Source organism: Blautia sp. AF19-10LB (assembly GCF_003461245.1).
Lineage (GTDB): Bacteria > Bacillota > Clostridia > Lachnospirales > Lachnospiraceae > Blautia_A > Blautia_A intestinihominis.
Window position 1 is genome coordinate 75,838 of record NZ_QTWS01000008.1, and the last position, 19,554, is coordinate 95,391.

17 protein-coding genes are annotated in these 19,554 nt (G+C 45.8%); all 17 read right to left on the reverse strand.

Going from position 1 to position 19,554, the window contains the following annotated elements; translation table 11 throughout:
• Nucleotides 1-25: 25 nt before the first annotated feature.
• Nucleotides 26-1,294 carry a D-alanyl-D-alanine carboxypeptidase family protein gene (locus DWX28_RS06770; RefSeq protein WP_118252236.1) on the reverse strand — a complete coding sequence of 423 codons (1,269 nt, stop codon included), beginning with the start codon at nt 1,292-1,294 and terminating at the stop codon, nt 26-28.
• Nucleotides 1,295-1,308: 14 nt separating this feature from the next.
• Nucleotides 1,309-2,436, reverse strand: coding sequence for a dTDP-4-amino-4,6-dideoxygalactose transaminase (gene rffA / locus DWX28_RS06775; RefSeq protein ID WP_022214299.1), 1,128 nt, complete (start codon nt 2,434-2,436; stop codon nt 1,309-1,311).
• Nucleotides 2,437-2,439: 3 nt separating this feature from the next.
• Nucleotides 2,440-3,381 (reverse strand): glycosyltransferase family 2 protein, encoded by a 942-nt coding sequence (locus DWX28_RS06780; RefSeq protein WP_022214300.1) that lies wholly within the window; start codon nt 3,379-3,381, stop codon nt 2,440-2,442.
• Nucleotides 3,382-3,401: 20 nt separating this feature from the next.
• On the reverse strand, nt 3,402-3,746 hold the full coding sequence (locus DWX28_RS06785; RefSeq protein ID WP_022214301.1) for a DMT family transporter: 345 nt from the start codon (nt 3,744-3,746) through the stop codon (nt 3,402-3,404).
• Entirely contained in the window at nt 3,743-4,126 is a 384-nt protein-coding gene (locus tag DWX28_RS06790; RefSeq protein ID WP_022214302.1) for an EamA family transporter, read from the reverse strand. Before DWX28_RS06790 ends, DWX28_RS06785 begins: the two co-directional genes overlap by 4 nt.
• Nucleotides 4,127-4,141: 15 nt before the next feature.
• Nucleotides 4,142-5,329: an ATP-grasp domain-containing protein gene (locus DWX28_RS06795; RefSeq protein ID WP_118252237.1), complete on the reverse strand. Its 1,188-nt coding sequence runs from the start codon at nt 5,327-5,329 to the stop codon at nt 4,142-4,144.
• Between the two features lie 2 nt (nt 5,330-5,331).
• Nucleotides 5,332-7,452 carry a pyridoxal-phosphate dependent enzyme gene (locus DWX28_RS06800; protein WP_118252238.1) on the reverse strand — a complete coding sequence of 707 codons (2,121 nt, stop codon included), beginning with the start codon at nt 7,450-7,452 and terminating at the stop codon, nt 5,332-5,334.
• A 95-nt stretch (nt 7,453-7,547) separates the two neighbouring features.
• On the reverse strand, nt 7,548-8,630 hold the full coding sequence (gene rfbB, locus DWX28_RS06805; RefSeq protein WP_022214306.1) for a dTDP-glucose 4,6-dehydratase: 1,083 nt from the start codon (nt 8,628-8,630) through the stop codon (nt 7,548-7,550).
• A 60-nt stretch (nt 8,631-8,690) separates the two neighbouring features.
• Nucleotides 8,691-11,315, reverse strand: coding sequence for a L,D-transpeptidase family protein (locus tag DWX28_RS06810; RefSeq protein WP_118252239.1), 2,625 nt, complete (start codon nt 11,313-11,315; stop codon nt 8,691-8,693).
• A 29-nt stretch (nt 11,316-11,344) separates the two neighbouring features.
• Nucleotides 11,345-11,608: an HPr family phosphocarrier protein gene (locus tag DWX28_RS06815; RefSeq protein WP_022214308.1), complete on the reverse strand. Its 264-nt coding sequence runs from the start codon at nt 11,606-11,608 to the stop codon at nt 11,345-11,347.
• Nucleotides 11,609-11,626: 18 nt separating this feature from the next.
• On the reverse strand, nt 11,627-12,907 hold the full coding sequence (locus tag DWX28_RS06820) for a CdaR family protein (protein ID WP_022214309.1): 1,281 nt from the start codon (nt 12,905-12,907) through the stop codon (nt 11,627-11,629).
• A complete protein-coding gene (gene cdaA / locus DWX28_RS06825) occupies nt 12,885-13,772 on the reverse strand; it encodes a diadenylate cyclase CdaA (RefSeq protein WP_118252240.1) in 888 nt (295 codons plus the stop codon). The genes DWX28_RS06820 and cdaA overlap by 23 nt, the downstream gene beginning before the upstream one ends.
• Before the next feature lie 67 nt (nt 13,773-13,839).
• Nucleotides 13,840-14,952 (reverse strand): hypothetical protein, encoded by a 1,113-nt coding sequence (locus tag DWX28_RS06830; protein WP_118252241.1) that lies wholly within the window; start codon nt 14,950-14,952, stop codon nt 13,840-13,842.
• Complete coding sequence (locus tag DWX28_RS06835) at nt 14,949-15,383, reverse strand: hypothetical protein (protein WP_022214312.1); 435 nt, start codon at nt 15,381-15,383, stop codon at nt 14,949-14,951. The genes DWX28_RS06830 and DWX28_RS06835 overlap by 4 nt, the downstream gene beginning before the upstream one ends.
• 119 nt (nt 15,384-15,502) lie before the next feature.
• The gene (locus tag DWX28_RS06840; RefSeq protein ID WP_173905551.1) at nt 15,503-16,198 is read right to left on the reverse strand and encodes a ComF family protein; all 696 of its coding nucleotides are present in this window, start codon (nt 16,196-16,198) and stop codon (nt 15,503-15,505) included.
• A 29-nt stretch (nt 16,199-16,227) separates the two neighbouring features.
• Nucleotides 16,228-18,462, reverse strand: a complete 2,235-nt coding sequence (gene recD2, locus DWX28_RS06845; protein ID WP_118252242.1) for an SF1B family DNA helicase RecD2 — start codon at nt 18,460-18,462, stop codon at nt 16,228-16,230.
• Nucleotides 18,463-18,562: 100 nt separating this feature from the next.
• A complete protein-coding gene (locus tag DWX28_RS06850; RefSeq protein WP_118252243.1) occupies nt 18,563-19,552 on the reverse strand; it encodes a rod shape-determining protein in 990 nt (329 codons plus the stop codon).
• Nucleotides 19,553-19,554: the final 2 nt, after the last annotated feature.

The following is a 19,554-nucleotide window of genomic DNA, read 5'->3' on the forward strand; positions in this document are numbered from 1 at the left end:
CCTCCTTTTATCTTATAAAAGTACTCTAATAATTTTTTCTGTGAAGCAGGATCAGAAGAATGATCAGGAGTACACCCATACCAGCCATAACTCCAAGAAGGATTTTGGATGTCTGGGAAAGTCCCTTTGTTTCCGTCTGGCTGTCCTGTACTGCTGTTTCCGTCTGCTCTGCAGTCTGATCCGTCGAAATGTCTGCTGTCGCTTCCTCCTCATTCTGCGGAGCCTCCGTAGGTGTCGGTGTAGGATCTGCAGCCACCACATACCCTACATACTGCCCATTGTAATAATAACGGTTCATGGTTTTTCCGTTTCTGTCTACGCTTTCTGTAGTCAGATCATTGACTGTAGTTCCCGCCGGAACCGTCATCTTTGTTCCATTTACATCAATTGTATCAAAATTATTAAATGCATAGTCAAATAATGCAGTACTGTCTGTACAGTTGATTCCCAGATCAGCAGCCCTCATGGTCACTGCAATATAAGTCCTGCCGTTTCTCTCCGCCGCAACAACCAGTGTATGCTCTGCTTCATTCGCAAACCCGGTCTTTCCTCCGATACATCCTTCATAATAAAGATCAGATTCCTTTGCCATCAGCGGCATATGTGTGTGCATCGGTCTGGATTCACTTAAGTTTGTTGCCGGAATCGTGTAGCCGACACTCTCGATCACCTTGCGGAATCTCGCATTCTGGAGTCCTGCACGCATGATCTTTGCGAGATCCAGGGCACTGGAATAATGATTTTCATCCGGAAGACCGCTGGCATTTGCGAAATGTGTGTGCGTACAGCCAAGCTCTTTGGCTCTCTGATTCATCATATCGACAAAATTCGCCTCTGAACCGCCGACATGCTCTGCAATCTGTGCACAGACTTCATTCGCAGACTTAATGTAGGCAGCAAACCAGCAGTCTTTCATTGTCATCTGCTCCCCGAGCTGTGCATTGATATTACTGCTGTCCCAGGTCACATCACGGATTCCTGTCTCTGTAAATGTTACAATATCCCTCGGCGAACTGTTTTCGGTTGCCAGAAGGATCGTCATCAATTTCGTCGTACTTGCAGGATAACGGCATTCATTCATTCCCTTGTCATAAAGAACCGCTCCTGTATCGGCATCGATCAGAACCGCTGCTTCCGATGTAGTTTCCGGACCAGCCGGCCAGTTCTGAATATTATTGGTCGCAACTGCCGCAGGCGTACCGTTCGTAGTAACAGCAGCTGCCTGTACGGGTGCAGAAAACGCCAGAAGCAGAGCACTTCCCAACGCAGCCATCTGGCATATTCTTTTTTTCATGGTGTTACCTCCATTTAAAATTCAAATTGCTGTATTTTTTCTACAATGTATTCCATATCTGTCTCTGAGAGATCGTAGAACATCGGAAGACGCACCAGACGCTCACTCTCTCTTGTTGTATATACATCCTCGCCGCTGAATCTGCCGAATTTTTCGCCGGCCGGTGAACTGTGCAGCGGAACATAGTGGAATGCTGTACAGATACCATTTTCTTTGAGGTAAGCGATCAGACGGCTCCTTACGGACAGATCCCTGGTCTTGATATAATACATATGTGCATTATGCACACAGCCTTCCGGCACAAACGGACGCTGGATCTTGCCCTCATCCTCAAGATTCTTAAGATTTGCATGATAATAATCATAGATCTCATGGCGTTTGTGATTGATCTTTTCACATTCCTCAAGCTGTGCATAAAGATATGCCGCATTCATCTCACTCGGAAGATAGGAAGATCCATAATCGATCCAACGGTATTTGTCTACCTGTCCACGGAAAAATTTGCTTCTGTCAGTTCCCTTCTCACGAAGGATCTCTGCTTTTTCCTGGTATTCGTCTTTCTGGAAAACGAGCGCGCCGCCCTCTCCCATCGTATAGTTCTTTGTCTCATGGAAACTGTAGCAGCCAAAATCGCCGATCGTTCCAAGAGCCTTGCCGTGGTAATATGCCTCCACGCCCTGTGCGGCATCCTCAACAACTTTGAGGTTGTATTTCTTCGCAAGTTCCATGATCTTGTTCATCTCACAGCCCACACCTGCATAGTGGACAGGAACAATCGCCCTGGTCTTGTCTGTGATCGCCTGCTCGATCAGGTTCTCATCGATATTCATGGTATCCGGACGGATATCTACAAAAACGATCTTTGCTCCGCGAAGCACGAATGCATCTGCAGTTGAAACAAACGTGTAGGAAGGCATGATCACCTCATCCCCCGGCTGAATGTCACAGAGAAAAGCCGCCATCTCCAGTGCATGTGTACAGGAAGTCGTAAGAAAAACCTGATTTACATCAAAGCGTTTCTTCATCCACTCTGAGCAGAGCTTTGTATACTTGCCGTCTCCACAGAGCATCCCCTGCGCCACAGCATCCTGAATATATTTTAATTCATTTCCGACGATCGCCGGTCTGTTAAAATCTATCATGTATTACCTCTTTTCTTCTTCGGATGTGATATTTGCCTTATCCCGGATCACGTACTGAGGAGTCCTGTTGATATTCAGCATCAGCTTACCGAGATATTCTCCGATGATTCCGAGCATCAGGAATGCAATTCCAAAGAGCACCAGCATCGCGCACATCAGAGAAGACCAGCCAATCGCGATCGTCGGATCCAGAAGCTTACGGACCAGTACAACGATTGCCCCGATAAAGCCAGCCGCTGAAAACAATGTTCCGAAAAATGTCGACACACGGAGCGGGATCACTGTAAAATTCAGGCAGGAAAGAAACAGATTCAGTCCCTTGCGGAAGTTATAGTTAGACGTTCCTACCTCACGTTCAAAGTGCTCGATCTCGATATTGGCAATATTATGTGTTGTGCGGAAAAACAGTACCTGAAGGAAGATATTGTATCCATCATACTTCACGATCTCATCACGCACATAACGGCGGCAGCACCAGAAACTGCTCATCTGGATATCCTTCGGACGGTCCAGCAGATGCCACAGAAGAAATCTGCTGACTGCTCCTGTCAGATTCTTGAATGCAGAAAACTTTCGTTCTTTGAACACGCCGAATACAATGTCATATCCCTCCTGGATCTTGTCCAGAAAAAGTGGAATCTGCGACGGATGGTTCTGCATGTCATCATCCATTCCAATGATCAGATCTCCCTCCGTATGATTCATAGCCGCCATGATCGCATTGTGCTGTCCGAAATTCTTGGCAAGGTTGATTCCCTTGACATTCGGATGTTTCTCTGCCAATGCATGGATTGCATTCCACGTTCCATCCCTGGAATAATCGTTGACCAGCACAAATTCACACTCGTAGTCTTTCAGTTTCTCAAATTCTTCTATAGCCAGTTCTACCACTTTGCCGATGGTATGTTCTGAATTATAGCATGGTATGACAATGGATACCAGCATGTCCTATATCCCTCATTTCTCTATATGTTAAATATAATAACTCCTGCCAGGATCAGTGCAAATCCTGCCAGTTTTCTCTTCGTAAATTTCTCTTTCAGAAAAAAGTATCCCATCACCGACACAAAAATATAACCTGTGGATTCCAGGATCGGTGACATGGAAAGCGGCACATACTTAAGTGCCAGCATCGTCAGGATCACAGAGCAGAAAAACATTCCATACGCTCCTATCACCAGCGGATTCAGATATTCTTTCAGTGGACTCTCGTAGGTTCTGTTGGCTGCTTTTTTCAGTAAGATCTGGGAAACAGATGAAATAAACACAGAAAAAAGCAGAATGCAGACAGATATCTCCAGACGGTTCATGAATTCTCACCGCCTTTCTCTCCATCCTCTCCTGTTACAAGATAAATCCCGGCAAAGATTACGGCTGCACCTGCGATCATATTCCAGGTGACTTTTTCGCCAAAGATCAGTGCTCCCCATATGATTCCCCATATCAGTGTGACCGGACGGTTGGCATAGGCAACAGTCAGCGGCATCCGTTTCAGGATCTGCTGCCAGATGATCGCATATCCAAACATGATCACAAAAACAAGCCCGAACCAGAAAATAAAGCTCACAGAGAATATATGATCTGTATACCGAGATGCCATTTTGGAGCAGACTCCACTCAGTGAACTGAACAGAAGGCTGATATGAAGCATCAGAAAAATACTTTTTTTTGAACTAATGTAATTTCTCATGTTATTCTCTCACAATCATACCGTAAATTCAATGTTTATTTTCGACAAAATCTCCTGCAGACGTTTCTCGCAGGACTCAAGGCTTTCTCCCCGAAGGATCACCTGACCCAGCCGGTCTCTGCCGTTTGTGTAGTGATGTACTTCCTCACCCGGTGCAATATTAAAGGAAAGATCCACAATATCCTCTGCCGGTTCATTCTCATTGTGGATAGCTTTTACAACACCATCTTTCTCTGAAAGCAGCGTTCTGGAAAGATTTGCCACACCGGATGTTTTGCCACGGAACATCTCTTCCACATCCATTCCGAGAGCCAGTCGAACAATCGCCTCGTAATAGTTGATTCCATAATAAATGCTTACCATTTCCGGCAGGCAGGTTCCTCCCGCTCTTCCGGTGATCTCGATCACATAGATCTTTCCGTCTTTTTCGATCAGGTCGCAGTTGACCGGACAGTTATCAAGTCCCACTGCTTTGATGGCAAGTTCTACCTGATGCCGGACCTCTGCCCCAAGTTCTTCCTGTTTCCTGTACGGAACGGAATGACCGATCGGAGTCGGCACATAGCTCTGAAAAGCTTCGATATTGTTCGGCAGACAGTAAAGCAGTTTTCCATCACGGATCATAGCTTCACATCCGAGCACCTGACCCTCGATAAATTCTTCGACCAGACAGTAGTCCTTTCGTGTTGCTTCCATAGTCTTATTATAATAGAAGAAAGTCTCCTCCCTGGTATTGCAGCGAAAGATTCCTCTGCTTCCCATAAGGTCTACAGCCTTGAGGACTACCGGAAATTTCAGTTTCTCAAGTGCTTCTTCCAGTTCTTCCAGACTGTGGATGCAGATATGTCTCGCGCACTGCACGCCTCCTGCCATAAAAGCTTCTTTCATCTTGAATTTATCATTGCTAATATCAGCAGCTCTGGCTGACGGACCGATCAGCCCCATCTTCTCACAGGTGTATCCAAGTGCACGCACGCCTGCATCCAGACAACAGGTTGCAATGCCATCGATTCCCTTTTCCTGTGCTGCTTTAAGGATTGCTTCCGGATTGGTGATGTCTGCATAGACGCTCTCATCTGCCACTGCAAATCCCGGCCAGTCTCCCGGTGTGCTGGCGGCTACGGTTGCTGCACCAAGCTTCCTGGCAGCTTCATAAAGAGGGAGCTGAGAATAACTCGCTCCCAGGATCATTAATTTTTTCATGCTTATTTATCCTCTTGTTCAAGAAAGTCAAAAAACAGAGGTGTTCCTCCTGTATGAAGAAACAGGATCTGTTTTCCCTGGATCTGTTTTCCCTGGATCTGATTCTCTTCCAGATATTTAACCATACCATAAAAAGCCTTTCCTGTATAGGTCATATCAAGAGGGATTCCTTCACTGCCATAGATCTGACGGATCAGATCTGCTGCCGGTTCTGACCATGCACCATATCCGCCCTCCATATAGGAATCTGTAAAATGAATATGGTCTTCCAGATCGTCCGGAAGTGTTCTGTGGAATTTTTCTGCATATTCTCTGAGATTTCCGGTGATGACTTCCCTGCCTCTTGCGGCATTTCGGGAAACGGAGATCCCCACGATCCTGCGGTCATCTCCCTGACGCAGACTTCCCGCAAGAAGTCCGGACTGTGTCGCATTTGTACTGGATGCAAGAAAAATATAGTCAAAATGAACACCGTGTCTGTTTTCGTAACAGCAGATCTCGTCATACACAGCTTCGTAGCTTCTCATCGGAACCCATTCTCTGCCCTGGCCCCTGGAATTCCCGTAAATATAATACGGTTTGTATCCCTTTTCACGCAGTTCTGCCATAGCCTGTTCCACTGCTGCTGCGATTCCCGCCTTGCCGCATGGGATCTCTACAACTCCCATCTGCCGGATGATACGGCTGTTACTCGTCTCTCTGTCTTCTTTGATATCCTCAGTATTATGGACCATATAGCACGGGATCTCCAGCTCATGACAAAGCGTTGCAAGGATACGGCAGAGATTGGAGTGATAATTTCCGTAGATGATCATGCTGTCGCAATGCTCTTCCTGCATATCTTCCACAAACTTCCGCGCAAAACGCACCTTGTTTCCACCAAAAGCAAACGGAAGAAGATCATCTCTCTTCATAAAAAATGTATTTTTGCCATCATTATAGCGGAGTTTCTGAACCGGTGTGTCAAAAACATGGATTGGATTTTCCCACGGTCCATGATGAAGGAGTGTTTCCATCTCTTCATAAGACTCTGCCTGCAGGATAAAAAATCCCGGACGGCTGCTGCTGTCTGTGATGCTGGCGGTTTTTACATCGCCCTCGATCACAACTTTTTTGAGATTAGATGGATGATTCTGTTTGATATCATTCAAAAGACGCAGGTCATTTTCATTCATCAGGAAACGGATCGCAGATATATGCGGCTCATTCGCTTTGATGACAGGCGGATTTCCGGCTGCGGTGTCCACAACCATGCCCACAAAATCCTGTCCGGTCGAAAGAGGTACAAGGTCGGAACCAATGCAGTCGCCGCCCATACGTGACCCGATCTCTATAATGCGGATCTCGCCTTTTTTATTGATCCTGAGTTCACTGTGTCCCGCTCCAAATTCCACTCCCAGTGCATCCAGTGCACGAAATACGGTCTCTTCTACCTGCTTTCTTATATCATCTGTCAGTGGAGCCGGCTGTAAATGACCAACCTCGATATAATGCGGACTTCCAGTCGTAAATTTCCTGGTAATTGCAAGGCAGGTGTGTTTTCCCTGATAGCTGATCGTTTCCACACTGTATTCTGCTCCGGAAATATATTCTTCCACGATCGCTTTCTTCTCAAAAGACTGTGCGATCGCGGCTTCGATCGCTGCCGGAAGTTCAGACGGATCTGTGACCTTGGTGATCGCTCTGCTGCCGGAACGATCTGTCGGTTTGACGATCACCGGGAAATGCTCCGGTTCCACGCTCTCGCCTTCTCCGACGCATGCAAAATACGGAACCGGGATCCCGGCTTTCTGGAAAGCGCTCCGCATGGCATATTTGTTGGTAGACTGCCTGATACATTCACTGCTGTTTCCCGGAAGTCCCAGTTTCTCTGCCAGATACTGTACCGTGATATTCGCAAGATCTGAGCCTATGGTAGCAACTGCATCCGGTTTGATCTTCCGGCATTCTTCCAGGATCGCATCCATCTCCACAATACTGATCTCATAAAAAAAATCCGCATCCTCCGCACCGGTTGCGCCCTCTCTCCAGGCGAATACGTGCGTTTCATATCCCATTTCTTTTGCTTTTTGAATCAGTGGCTTCTGAAAATCATTTGCCCCGATGATTACAATCTTTTTCATGATTATCCTTTCTAACATCAAAAAATGCCGCAAGCCTCAGAGACTCCTCCGATGCCTGCAGCATTTCCAGCCTCCGTCTGAATGATCGGAGCGTTTTATTTGGTTTTGTACATTTCGTTGTAATATTTCTGATAGTCACCACTGGTAACATTCTTCATCCAGTCCTCATGCTCAAAGAACCACTGGATCGTCAGGCGAATTCCATCCTCAAAACATGTCTCCGGATACCAGCCAACTTCTTCTTTGATCTTGTCCGGTGCGATCGCATAACGACGGTCATGACCCTTGCGGTCCTCTACGTAAGTGATCAGGTTTTCGCTTACGAGTTCTTTACGCGGATCTCCCTCCGGAAGCATTTCCTGAAGAGTATCAAGAATGATATGGATGATCTGGATATTCTGTTTCTCATTGTGTCCGCCGATGTTATATGTCTCGAACAGACGTCCCTTCTCCTGTACCATGTCGATTCCCTTGGCATGATCCATAACATAGAGCCAGTCGCGGACATTCTTGCCGTCACCATATACCGGAAGCTTCTTGCCCTGGAGCGCATTGTTGATGATCAGCGGGATCAGTTTCTCCGGGAACTGGTATGGTCCGTAGTTGTTACTGCAGTTTGTGATGTTTGCCGGGAATTTGTAGGTATCCATGTAGGATTTTACCAGCATATCAGAGGATGCCTTGCTTGCAGAGTACGGGCTGTGCGGATCATATGGAGTTGTCTCATAGAAAAAGCCGCCATCTTCCTCGAGGGAGCCGTATACTTCGTCTGTGGATACATGAAGGAATTTCTTGTCCGGTTTAAAGGTTCCATCCGGAAGTTCCCATGCAGATTTGGCTGCATTCAGCATGACCAGAGTACCAAGTACGTTTGTCTTGACAAAGACTTCCGGGTTACGGATGCTTCTGTCTACATGGCTCTCTGCTGCAAAATGAACGACACGGTCAATATCATTCTCATCAAAGATCTTCATGATAGCTTCGCTGTCGCAGATATCAGCCTTAACGAAAGTGTAGTTCTCTCTATTCTCAATGTCCTTGAGGTTCTCAAGGTTTCCTGCATACGTCAGCTTGTCTACATTGATGATACGGATCTCGTTGTCGTATTTCTGAAACATGTAATGAATGTAGTTGGAACCGATGAATCCGGCACCGCCTGTTACCAGGTATGTTCTCATATTTTCTTTTCCTCCTGAAAAACGCCCTCCCCCCAGGGGAGAGCGTTTATTTTGTTCTGATTATCTGTTTGCGTAATTCGGGTCTGTCGGGTCGAAAGTCTTGCTCCCTCTCAGTGGTGTAAGAGGTCTTCTTCCCAGAGGTCCCTTGTAGCATTCATCGGCACTGTATTTACCATCGAATACGCGGAGCTTGGAACCATTGCAGTTCTCATATACCCATTTCGCGTCTGCAACGCAGGCACGGATACATCCATGAGATGCAGGGCTTCCAAGTTTCAGATATTCGCTTGCCGGAAGGTTATTTCCATTCATCAGACCACTTGCTACGGAATGAACAAAGATTCCATTTACTACATGAGTACCATACTGTCCCCAGGATGGTCCCATCAGCGGCTGCCAGCGAAGAGATCTTGTCAGTGTGAAGGTTCCTGCTATAGTCAGTGATGTAGGATTACCTACGGAAACACGGATCGTCTTGATCGGATACTTCTTGCTGCTGTCTGTGTATACAGTCATAACACCGTTTGTACGGTCACATTCCAGATAATATCTGCTGCGCTTGAACTCGCTGGTTCTGTCATAAACACGGTTTCCGTATTTATTGAAACGATAGTTTACACCGTCAATCCATGCTGTGGTATTTGTATACCATTTACCTGTTGCCGGGTTGATATAACGTGCCAGGTTTCTGCTGGAATCGATGGTTACCCATCCTGTTGTAAATCTTCCTCTGCTGTCCAGCCATCCCTTGGTTCCTGCGCGGGTAGCACTTCTGTTTGTCAGTGCTGCACAATTGGAGAAGCAGAAGTAATACATCTTACCGTCACATCTGATTCTTCTCCATCCAGAAACCGGAAGAATACCATTGGATGCTGCATAATAATACTTATTATTATACTTGATCCAGGTTCCTTTATACATCTGACCACGATACTGTGTTGTGCTGGATCTCTGGAAGAAGTAGTATTTGCCATTTACCTTGGTAACACCACTTGCCATACGTCCGTCTTCGAGGAAGTATCTGGAACCACTCCATGCTTTCTGATAGTTGTTACCACCATTTGTAAACAGGAACCATCCGATAAATTTGTTGTTAACAACTACCTTCTGCATTCCCTTCTTTTCTTCTACACGTCCTGCAACGCTTCCGAAGTAGTAATATCTGCCGTACTTGGTAGAACCTGTTCCTGCAAGCTGTACCCAGCGATTTCTCCATGTTGCACGACGGCCGTTGGAAGTAAAGTAGTATCTATAGTTTCCAACCTTAACAAGACGGTTTGCATATGCAATACCTGAGCTGTTGGACATGTAATAATATCCATCAGCGCCTTTGACCTGTTTTCCTTTGATAAGATATCCGTTTGCATCAAGGAGATACAGCCTGGAGCTGTTATTCAGAACCTTGTATGCTCCGACACCTTTCTTTACATAACGTCCGTCACTTCCGAAGTAACGCCATCTGTTGTTGTTGATTCCAATCCAGGTATTTCTTGCCATCTTACCCGGAATATCCTTTGAACCGGATGCACTCTTGAACCAGTAAAGTCCTGATTTGCCATTGTATGTAGTGCTTTTTTCTCCTATGAACGGCACACCGGTGCTCTTGAGATAATAATAGTCACTGTCGATCTTGTAGATTCCCTCTTTTTTGGATTCCAGGACACCTGTCTTGTTAAAGTATGTGAATTTCTTTCCATCCCATACCCATTTATTTGTCTGCATCTGACCAAGTGCGGAGTTGTATGGAGCTACAACTTCACTGTAAGCACTGTTTACATCCGGTTTTGTGATCTCTACTTCATCTGCTGTTGCAAAATAATAGCGGTCATCTCCGTTGGTGCCTACAAGGCTTGTTCCTGTGATCAGATAGCCTTTCTCATCAAAAGCGTATTTTGCGGTGAAAACTGTATTTCCATCTCCATCCAGTGTGGTGATCTTTACCAGACCATCCGTTGCTGTGTAGTAAGATTTTGTTGTACTCACTGCATCTGTATCCGTATCTTCGGTAATTTCAGATACTTCTTCTGCTGCATCTGCTGTTTCCTCGACTGTTCCGGATACCTCCGCTGTTTCTCCATCTGTTTCAGATGTTTCTTCTGCTTCTCCTGCCACATCTGCCTCAACAGCCTCATCTGTTGAAACATCAGCATCTGCTGCATCGTCTGTCTGTACAGCATCTCCTGCTTCCTCTGCGGATGCTGTCTTGGTTCCACTGATTTTTTCAAGTTTCCATCTAAGCTGTCCACCAACAGTGATTGGCTCCCATCTGTGATAAGAAAGAACTGCCTCTGTGCTGCTTACTACATTCTCTCCTGTATAAGAAACTGCATCAGCTGTGCTGTCATCAACAACCTGGTCTGCTGATACTGCATCAGAAGTAAAATCTTCTTCTGGGCTGAAATCTACAACTACTTCATCCTCTGAATCAGCTGCATCTGCCACATCTGCTTCCGGTGTTGTCTCTGCATCATTCTGTTCTTCATCAGATACTTCACCGTCCTCTATTGTTACTGTAGAATCCTCTACATCCTGACTGTCCGCTGCTTCATCTGCAACAGATTCATCATTATCCTCTGCAGCTGTAATTTCCGCAGAAAAATCCGCTGCACTGGCAACTGTCGCTTCTGCTGCAGTAGCCATGCACATAGACAAACTCAGTAAAACTGCCACAACTCGTTTCTTCACAACTTCTCCTCCTTATTCTCATAACACCTTTATTCACCAAGACCATTGCTGATTGCACTGGTCAAAGCTTCCATTGCCGCCTGCTCATCAATGCCATCACAGATAAGTTCAATCTCATCTCCACATTTCACGCAGGCACCCAGAACGCTCAAAACGCTTTTGGCATTTGCGCTTCCTCCGCTAAAGAGAAATTCAATTCTGGATTCATACTTAATTGCTTCATTACACAAATTCCCTGCCGGGCGCAGATGCAGCCCTGACGGATTGCTGACTGTTATCTTCTGACTGATCATCTTCTGTATCTCCTGTAATTAATTACCTGTATCTGCTGTGGAAATTCTGGAAACTTCCACGCCTGTGGTAACTTCATCTACCAGTTCATATCCCTTCGGAACACTGACATTTACCGGAACTTCATAACTGCCCTCTTCCTTGCCATCCAGATCAATAGAAGCTTTGATTTCATCTTCTGTCAGATCATCCAGGCTTTCATCGGATTTCTTTATCCGGACTTCTATATTGGCGGTATCAAATGCCACCTGCATTCCATCCGGCTGGTTCTCAACAGTAATGTTCTTGGTTGGAACCTCACAGACATTGCTGCCTTCCGGCAGAATATTCACTCTGACAAAAACATCCTCACTGGAATCACTGGTCAGCTTCAGTCCTTCCGGCAAATAATCTGAAATATTGATCTTTGCCTCAAAATCACTGTCCCGACCTGAAATATCAACCGCATTTCCTGATACCCAGATTGTATTATTCTGATCCTTCAGGCTGTCCAGTGCCTCCTCACTTCCTGCGATACTGATCACATTCGGAGTCGTACTGACACTCTCCACCTGATATCCACTTGCCGGAGTACCTGTGTATTCCGCACTTATTTTAACATCAGTTTGAACTTTCCACAACCTTGCAGTCACATAAACTTTGGAAATATTAAGATAACCTGCATCTGTGTCGGAGAATTCCTCTCCATTCTTGTCAATGATCTTCACTTCTGTTTCCTGGGTCACATCCTCTGTTGCCCCGTCCACATCAATAGAAGCATTCACTTTATCTATTTTATTAATAAGAGACTTCGGTCCTGTAATCTTGATTTTCTCCGGATTGGAGGTCAGAGAACCTACCTCATATCTCTTGTCTGGTTTCGTATTATTGGTAGTAACATTTACCACAAATTCCTGTGTATCCTTATCTTCCAGATGGAGACTCAAATTATTCGGAGTTACCTCAATATTATTCGGTAAAACCTTCTCACAGGAAACCGTAATCGGCACCATCACAGGATCTGTATCCAGGCTTACTGCCTGCTGCAGATCTGCTGTTGCGCGAAGATCCGCGACTGTGAGCTTATCAAGGATCTTGCGCTGTGCCTTGATCGTCACACGGATCGGTGTCTGTTCACTGTCCTGTATACACATCTTACCGTCTGCATCAATATATGCCTCATTTAGAAGCTGTACATCTGAAACCACGAAAGACTTCGTCCCGATCGGATTGTCAATGTTTACAACCAGGAGCCATACGACTACTGCAATAATAAGAGACAGGATTTTCAGAGAGATATTATTTGCCACTTTTTTCTTCATGCTTCACTCTCCCCTTAAAAAATTGTCTCAGTTTATTGTTATCTACAATTTTCTTGTTCTGTGCCCTCTCAAGCACTTCACGGAGTTCAGTGCTGCTGACATTCCGCATCAGCCTTCCTCCCTCTGCCACGGAAACCTGACCGGTTTCCTCAGAAACAATGATCGTCACAGAATCTGTCACCTCACTGATTCCCACACCTGCACGGTGTCTCGTTCCAAGCTGCTTGCTCAGTTCCATATTATCTGAAAGCGGAAGATAACAGGTAGCCGCCACGATCCGGTTCTTTCTTACGATCACCGCCCCATCATGAAGTGGTGTATTGTGTTCAAAGATATTGATCAGAAGCTGGCTCGTCAGGATCGCATCTACATTAATACCTGTCCGGATATACTCATCCAGGCGGATCTCCTGCTCAATTACAATCAGTGCTCCTGTCTTGACTTCACCCATGTCGAAGCAGGCTTTGATCAGTTCGTTAACTGTTTTGTCTGCAAAACGCTCCTTGACTTCCCTGCCGGAATCAAACGGAATAATAGAAGCCATGATCTTCTTCTGTCCAAGCTGCTCCACAACCTTGCGGAGTTCCGGCTGGAAAATAACCACGATTGCCGTAATCAGCGCCCCCGCCAGCCTGGACACGATCCAGAGGATCGTATTCATCTTGAAGATATAAGCGATCACAAGAAAAGCGCCAATGACCAGAAGTCCTTTGAGCAGGGTATAAGCACGGGTAAATTTGATCCATACCATAAACTGATACACAAAAAATGAGATCAGAATAATTTCTATGATATCAATGATATTCATGGATGGTAAATTGATATCCGAAAGATACCTTCCCATTATACCCGTGATATTCTGCATAAACACGCTTTCCTCCTAGTCTTTTTATTTGTTGTTATATTCTGTCTGTTATAAATTACGGTTCTGATCACAGATCCTTCAGTGATTCTTCCAGTTTCTTTTCGAAATCGATGTCATCGAGATCTGCTTTCTCGATAGCAGCCGTATTTTCTGTCACATCCGGTTCTGCTTTTTCTTTTTCCGGAGGAACCGCTCCCTGGAACAATGGTGCAGAAAAATTCACTACACGCTCATTCTGTTTCCTGTCATCGCGTGCAGGCTCGCCGTTGATCTTCTTGATGCTTCTCTCAGAAGTTGCAACCAGCGCCTTCGGCACAGCCTTGACATAATAGTAATAATCATCATCCTCATATTCCAGACGCTCTGTTCTTGTATAATCGCCTCCGAACACAAAGAATTCAAGAACAATTCCAAGCAGAACTGCAACTACGGTAAAAATAACCTGTGATGCAACAGGAACAGAAAATCCAAAATACATGCTACCTGCAAGCATAAGTACAAGATAGAGCACGCCGCCTGCAATGATTGCAATTCTCCATGCATAATCAAACTGTCTCGTACGGATCAGCTGGACTGCAAGAATCACAACAACAAATGTAAGCAGTGTCAGCCACATCTCACCATTCTTCATAATGCCATCTGAAAGAAGTGTCAGTTTGTCTACTATCTGCATATCAGCACTCATAAGTGCCTGGGACTGTACTCTCACATAGCGAACAAAATAGTAAATGATCACGCCACCGCCTGCCGGAAGTGCAGATACCGGTGAACTCAGAAGGCCGCATCCGATTGGCAGCAATGCCGGAAGATCAAATGCAAATGCCAGTGGCGTAAACACCATTACAATGTTCTTGCCTGCGCTGAATCTCAGAAACAGAATCAGCATGAAAAGAAGAAGCACCAGCAGGAAACCGGCAACTTCTATTCCGAGTGCATAACAGTGTGCCACCATCATCGCACATCCTGCAAAAACAATCATTCCTGTCGGAAGGACACTGCAGACAAGTGCCAGAATCAATACTACAAATATATTATCAAGAGCTTTCACATATCCCATGTTGCTGTTAATCCATATAAAATAAACCAGTGCCAGGATAAATTTCAAAAGAGGCATCACATACACTTCATACTGTGCAAATAAGCCTTTGATTTTCTGTTTAAATTCCAGTAATGCTGTCATTTCCGATAACCTCCCGCTGTTCCTCTGGCGGACATTTTCTTTTCTTCCCGCGCATAGATCTTATTCAGCTCTGTAAGCTGGCTGTAATATTCCCGTACACTCTTCTTTGCCTGATAATATTTCACGGAATACTGAATATACGTCAGAATAGAATACGCTGCAAGAACAATCACATAACCGATAATCAGATAGATTCCAAGTGTGACCAGATTCATTCTGTGAATATTCTCCAGAAGATATTCTCCAAAATATACCGCTACTGCCGCAACAATCAGCACATATCCGATCGTAACCAGGAAAAAATTCTTGATCAGTGCCAGCCCGATATAGTCACTTCTGTAATATCTGCTGACCGGAAGATGTTTCCTGCCCCTGCCCTGCTCATACATGGCGAGCTTTGTCATTATCTTAACTTTTTCTTCGTTGATCATAGTCTGCTCCTTACAAAACCGTATTTCTTTCCACCGGACAGAAATACTCATATAGATTAATTGTAACATATATCCATGACCATGAAAAGCCTTTTTTCACCGCCAATGCCCTGCTGTTATCATATCCAGCCCATGCAGAGAGTCACAAAAAACACTCTGTCTGCACCTGCTCCCTTAAGGACATGAGCCATTGCTTCTATCGTACTTCCTGTTGTGTACACGTCATCCATGACAAGTATACTGAGTCCGTCCATTCTCTCAGTAATCTGAAAGGCCTCTCTCAGATTCTGCTTTCTTTCAGCAGCACTCAGTTTTTTCTGCGACCGGGTATTCTTTGTCTTTCGTATGATCTGATCCGGTACCGGAATCTTCAGATTTCTTCCGACCCTGTCTGCAATGTCTGCCGCCTGGTTAAATCCTCTCTCCCGCTGCTTCCGCGGATACATAGGAACGGGAATGATCACATCCGGGTTCCATGCCCGGATGTCTCTTTCCATATATCTGCATATAGAAGCAGCATAGTATTCACCATATTCCCGGCTCCCATAATATTTGTAGTGAAGCAGCGACTGCCGCATTCTGTTATTATAGAGAAAAACGCCTCTCCCTCTGTCGAACTCTCTGTGCACTTTCCGACACTCCGGACAGAATTCCACCTCCGGCGCCACCGGTCTTCCGCATTTGAGACAATAATCCTTTATGATCGGATGCAGCTGGTTCTCACATGCCCGGCAGACAAGTATTCCCTTTTCAGTAAGGATCTGATGACAGACCGGGCAGCGTCTCGGATACAGGATATTCAAAAATTTCTCCAAGTAAGTCCTTTCTCCCCGATGAAGCACTCTTACTCTTCTGTCTCACAGATTCTCCGATCCAGTGAGCTGTATCTCTGCTGTTGTTTCTCATTCCGGATCATTTCCCGGAATGTCTCCTCACTGCCGACAACGGTTACGCACTTACGCGCCCTGGTGACAGCTGTATAAAGAAGATTTCTGTTCAGAAGCATCCTTGGTCCGGACAGAAGCGGAATTACAACTGCAGGATATTCAGACCCCTGCGATTTATGTATCGTGATCGCATAGGCAAGTTCCAGTTCATCCAGCTGTTTGAAAGAATATTCTGCCCATCTGCCATCCTCAAATTCCACCTCGGCTGTCTCGGCAAAGTCATTGATCGTCCTGAGGATTCCGGTATCTCCATTAAATGCACCAATACCTTTCTCAATTGGAATACCATACAGGCCCCGGATTTCCCATTCCATCTGGTAGTTATTCCGGATCTGCATGACTTTATCGCCCTCGCGGAAAAGTCCGTGTGCATTTTCTCTTTCTTTCTTTGATGCATCCGGCGGATTCAGGTATCTCTGGAGAATCTGATTCAGCCGTTCCACGCCAAGAAGTCCTTTCCTCATAGGAGTCAGGACCTGAATATCAAAAGGCTTCGCCTCTACATATTTCGGAAGTTTTTCCTGAATCAGTGCAATTACCACGCGAATGATAATGTCTGCATCATATCTCTTAAGAAAAAAGAAATCACGGCTCTTATTGTCAAGAACCACCTGTTCTCCCTTGTTGATCTTGTGTGCATTTACGACAATATCACTCTCTGATGCCTGCCGGAAAATCTTCTTAAGCTCTACCACCGGAAATGCCATGCTTCTGATAATGTCGCGAAGTACATTTCCCGGTCCCACGCTTGGAAGCTGATTCTCATCACCTACCAGAATCAGTCTCGTCCCTGCAATGATTGCCTGGAGAAGTGAATGTATCAGCTGAATATCCACCATCGACATCTCATCAATGATAATGACATCTGCTTCCAGAGGATTCTCCGCATTTCTCTCAAAATGAACTGCCTGACCACTCTTATTGTCATCCTCAGGCATTCCGGATAATTCCAGGAGTCTGTGAATTGTCTGTGCCTCGTAGCCGGTCGCCTCTGTCATTCGTTTGGCCGCTCTTCCTGTCGGTGCAGCAAGCCGGATCTCTGCTCCCTCTCCCTCAAAATACTGGATGATCGCATTGATCGTGGTTGTTTTTCCTGTTCCGGGACCTCCTGTCAGAATAAACAGGCCATGACATGCCGCCTCTGTGACAGCTTTTTTCTGCATTTCATCCAGAACAGTGTCTGTTTCCTTTTCAATCTGTGCGATTCTCCTGTTGATCATCTCTGGATCTTCCGGATAGAGAATATCCAGTTCCTTAAGCATTCTTGCTGTGTTAAGTTCCAGATAATAGTACATGGTCGGATAAACCAGGACCACTCCGTTCTCTTCTTTCTGCACCAGCTTGCGGTCTACAGAAAGATCCATCAGATGTTTTTCCATATAGGAAGGATCCACCCCCAGAAGTTCCGAAGCCCTCTGGAACAGTTCTTCCTTTGGAAGATATACATGTCCGTCTCCTGATGCCTGCAAAAGAGTATACATCATCCCGCTTCGGATTCTGTAATCTGAATCTGTATGGATTCCAATCCTGTAAGCGATCTCGTCCGCAATCTTGAAACCAATACCACTGATATCATCTGCAAGCCGGTAAGGATTTTCCTGAAGTACACTGTAGACTGTTTCTCCATATTTCTGATAGATTTTGGCTCCGAGATTCAGAGAAATCCCATATTTCTGCAAAAACATCATTGCTTTTCGCATGTCAGCCTTCTCAGAAACCTGCGCTGCAATTTCTCTCGCCTTTTTTTCACTGATCCCCTTGACCTCTGCCAGCCGTTCCGGCTCTTCCTCCACGATCCGAAGTGTCTCACGCCCAAAACGTCTCACAATCCTTGCCGCCAGTGCCGCACCGATGCCTTTGATCGCGCCTGATCCCAGATAACGTTCCATTGCCATGGCATCTTCCGGCATTTTTTCGGTAAGAGTTGCTGCCTGAAACTGTTTTCCATAGACCGGATGCTGGATATAATTTCCGGTAAGTTCCACGGAAGCCCCCATCGTAATCACCGGAAATGATCCGACACAGGTCAGTTCTTCCTCATCTTCTACGCCCTTTAATATCATTACGGTATATCCGTTTTCTTCGTTTCGAAAAATCACATGATCGATATACCCTGTCACGCTTTCACTCATAGTTCCTCTCTTCTGCTTCTCAGAATTCCGTACAGCAAAACCAGGACATCCAAAGTAAACTTCAGATATTCCTGGTTTCTGTGTTCACGGATCTCTGCGGTCATTCTTCCATTCTCGCCATGATCTCTGCATATTTTCCAGTTCCAACAGCTACTACATTCACTGCATTCTGTACCGTCAGTGTATTTACCCCTGTTCTCTGTTCGATCAGAGTGTCCATTCCACTCAGCATTGCGCCGCCTCCTGCAAGAACAATTCCACGGTCCACGATATCTGCTGCAAGTTCCGGCGGTGTCTTTTCCAAAACGCCATGAACGGTCTCTACGATCTGATTTGTGGCATCTTTAAGTGCCACACGGATTTCTTCCGAAGTCAGCTTGATGGTCTTTGGAAGACCCGTCAGGATATTTCGTCCCTTGACTTCCATCACTCTCGGATTTGCTTCCTCAATCGCGGTACCGATCTTGATCTTGATCGTCTCGGCAGTGTCCTCTCCAATAAAAAGTCCATGTGTCCGGCGTATGTAGCTCATGATCGCCTGATCAAACGTATCTCCTGCTACCTTGATCGTAGAAGAGACGACAACACCGCCCAGGGAAATCACTGCCACATCTGTCGTTCCGCCTCCGATATCCACGATCAGATTTCCAAACGGTTTCGTAACATCCACACCGGCGCCGATTGCTGCTGCGATCGGTTCTTCGACCAGAAAAACTTCCCGTGCGCCAGCCTGGAAGGTTGCTTCCTCCACTGCCCGGCGCTCGATCTCCGTGATCCCGCTTGGCACACAGATGCTGATGCGGGGTTTGCGAAAAGCTCTTCGTCCCATTGCTTTCGGGATAAAATATTTGAGCATTTTTTCCATTACAATGAAATCCGTGATCACGCCCTGGCGGATCGGACGGATCACCTCTATATTGGAAGAGGCATGTCCCGCCATCTGTTTTGCTTCCTCACCAATTGCTTTGATCTTTTCTGTATCCTTGTCATATACTACCACCGTCGGCTCCTTGAGGATCAGACCTTTGCCGGTGGAATAAACCAGACAACTGCTGGTTCCCATATCGATTCCAATATCATTTGCAGGCATAA

Excerpts from the sequence above, each read along its gene's own strand:
- DWX28_RS06770 (WP_118252236.1), bottom strand. The coding sequence starts at position 1,294 with ATGAAAAAAAGAATATGCCAGATGGCTGCGTTGGGAAGTGCTCTGCTT.
- rffA (WP_022214299.1), bottom strand. The coding sequence starts at position 2,436 with ATGATAGATTTTAACAGACCGGCGATCGTCGGAAATGAATTAAAATAT.
- DWX28_RS06780 (WP_022214300.1), bottom strand. The coding sequence starts at position 3,381 with ATGCTGGTATCCATTGTCATACCATGCTATAATTCAGAACATACCATC.
- DWX28_RS06785 (WP_022214301.1), bottom strand. The coding sequence starts at position 3,746 with ATGAACCGTCTGGAGATATCTGTCTGCATTCTGCTTTTTTCTGTGTTT.
- DWX28_RS06790 (WP_022214302.1), bottom strand. The coding sequence starts at position 4,126 with ATGAGAAATTACATTAGTTCAAAAAAAAGTATTTTTCTGATGCTTCAT.
- DWX28_RS06795 (WP_118252237.1), bottom strand. The coding sequence starts at position 5,329 with ATGAAAAAATTAATGATCCTGGGAGCGAGTTATTCTCAGCTCCCTCTT.
- DWX28_RS06800 (WP_118252238.1), bottom strand. The coding sequence starts at position 7,452 with ATGAAAAAGATTGTAATCATCGGGGCAAATGATTTTCAGAAGCCACTG.
- rfbB (WP_022214306.1), bottom strand. The coding sequence starts at position 8,630 with ATGAGAACATACCTGGTAACAGGCGGTGCCGGATTCATCGGTTCCAAC.
- DWX28_RS06815 (WP_022214308.1), bottom strand. The coding sequence starts at position 11,608 with ATGATCAGTCAGAAGATAACAGTCAGCAATCCGTCAGGGCTGCATCTG.
- DWX28_RS06820 (WP_022214309.1), bottom strand. The coding sequence starts at position 12,907 with ATGAAGAAAAAAGTGGCAAATAATATCTCTCTGAAAATCCTGTCTCTT.
- cdaA (WP_118252240.1), bottom strand. The coding sequence starts at position 13,772 with ATGCAGAATATCACGGGTATAATGGGAAGGTATCTTTCGGATATCAAT.
- DWX28_RS06830 (WP_118252241.1), bottom strand. The coding sequence starts at position 14,952 with ATGACAGCATTACTGGAATTTAAACAGAAAATCAAAGGCTTATTTGCA.
- DWX28_RS06835 (WP_022214312.1), bottom strand. The coding sequence starts at position 15,383 with ATGATCAACGAAGAAAAAGTTAAGATAATGACAAAGCTCGCCATGTAT.
- recD2 (WP_118252242.1), bottom strand. The coding sequence starts at position 18,462 with ATGAGTGAAAGCGTGACAGGGTATATCGATCATGTGATTTTTCGAAAC.
- DWX28_RS06850 (WP_118252243.1), bottom strand. The coding sequence starts at position 19,552 with ATGCCTGCAAATGATATTGGAATCGATATGGGAACCAGCAGTTGTCTG.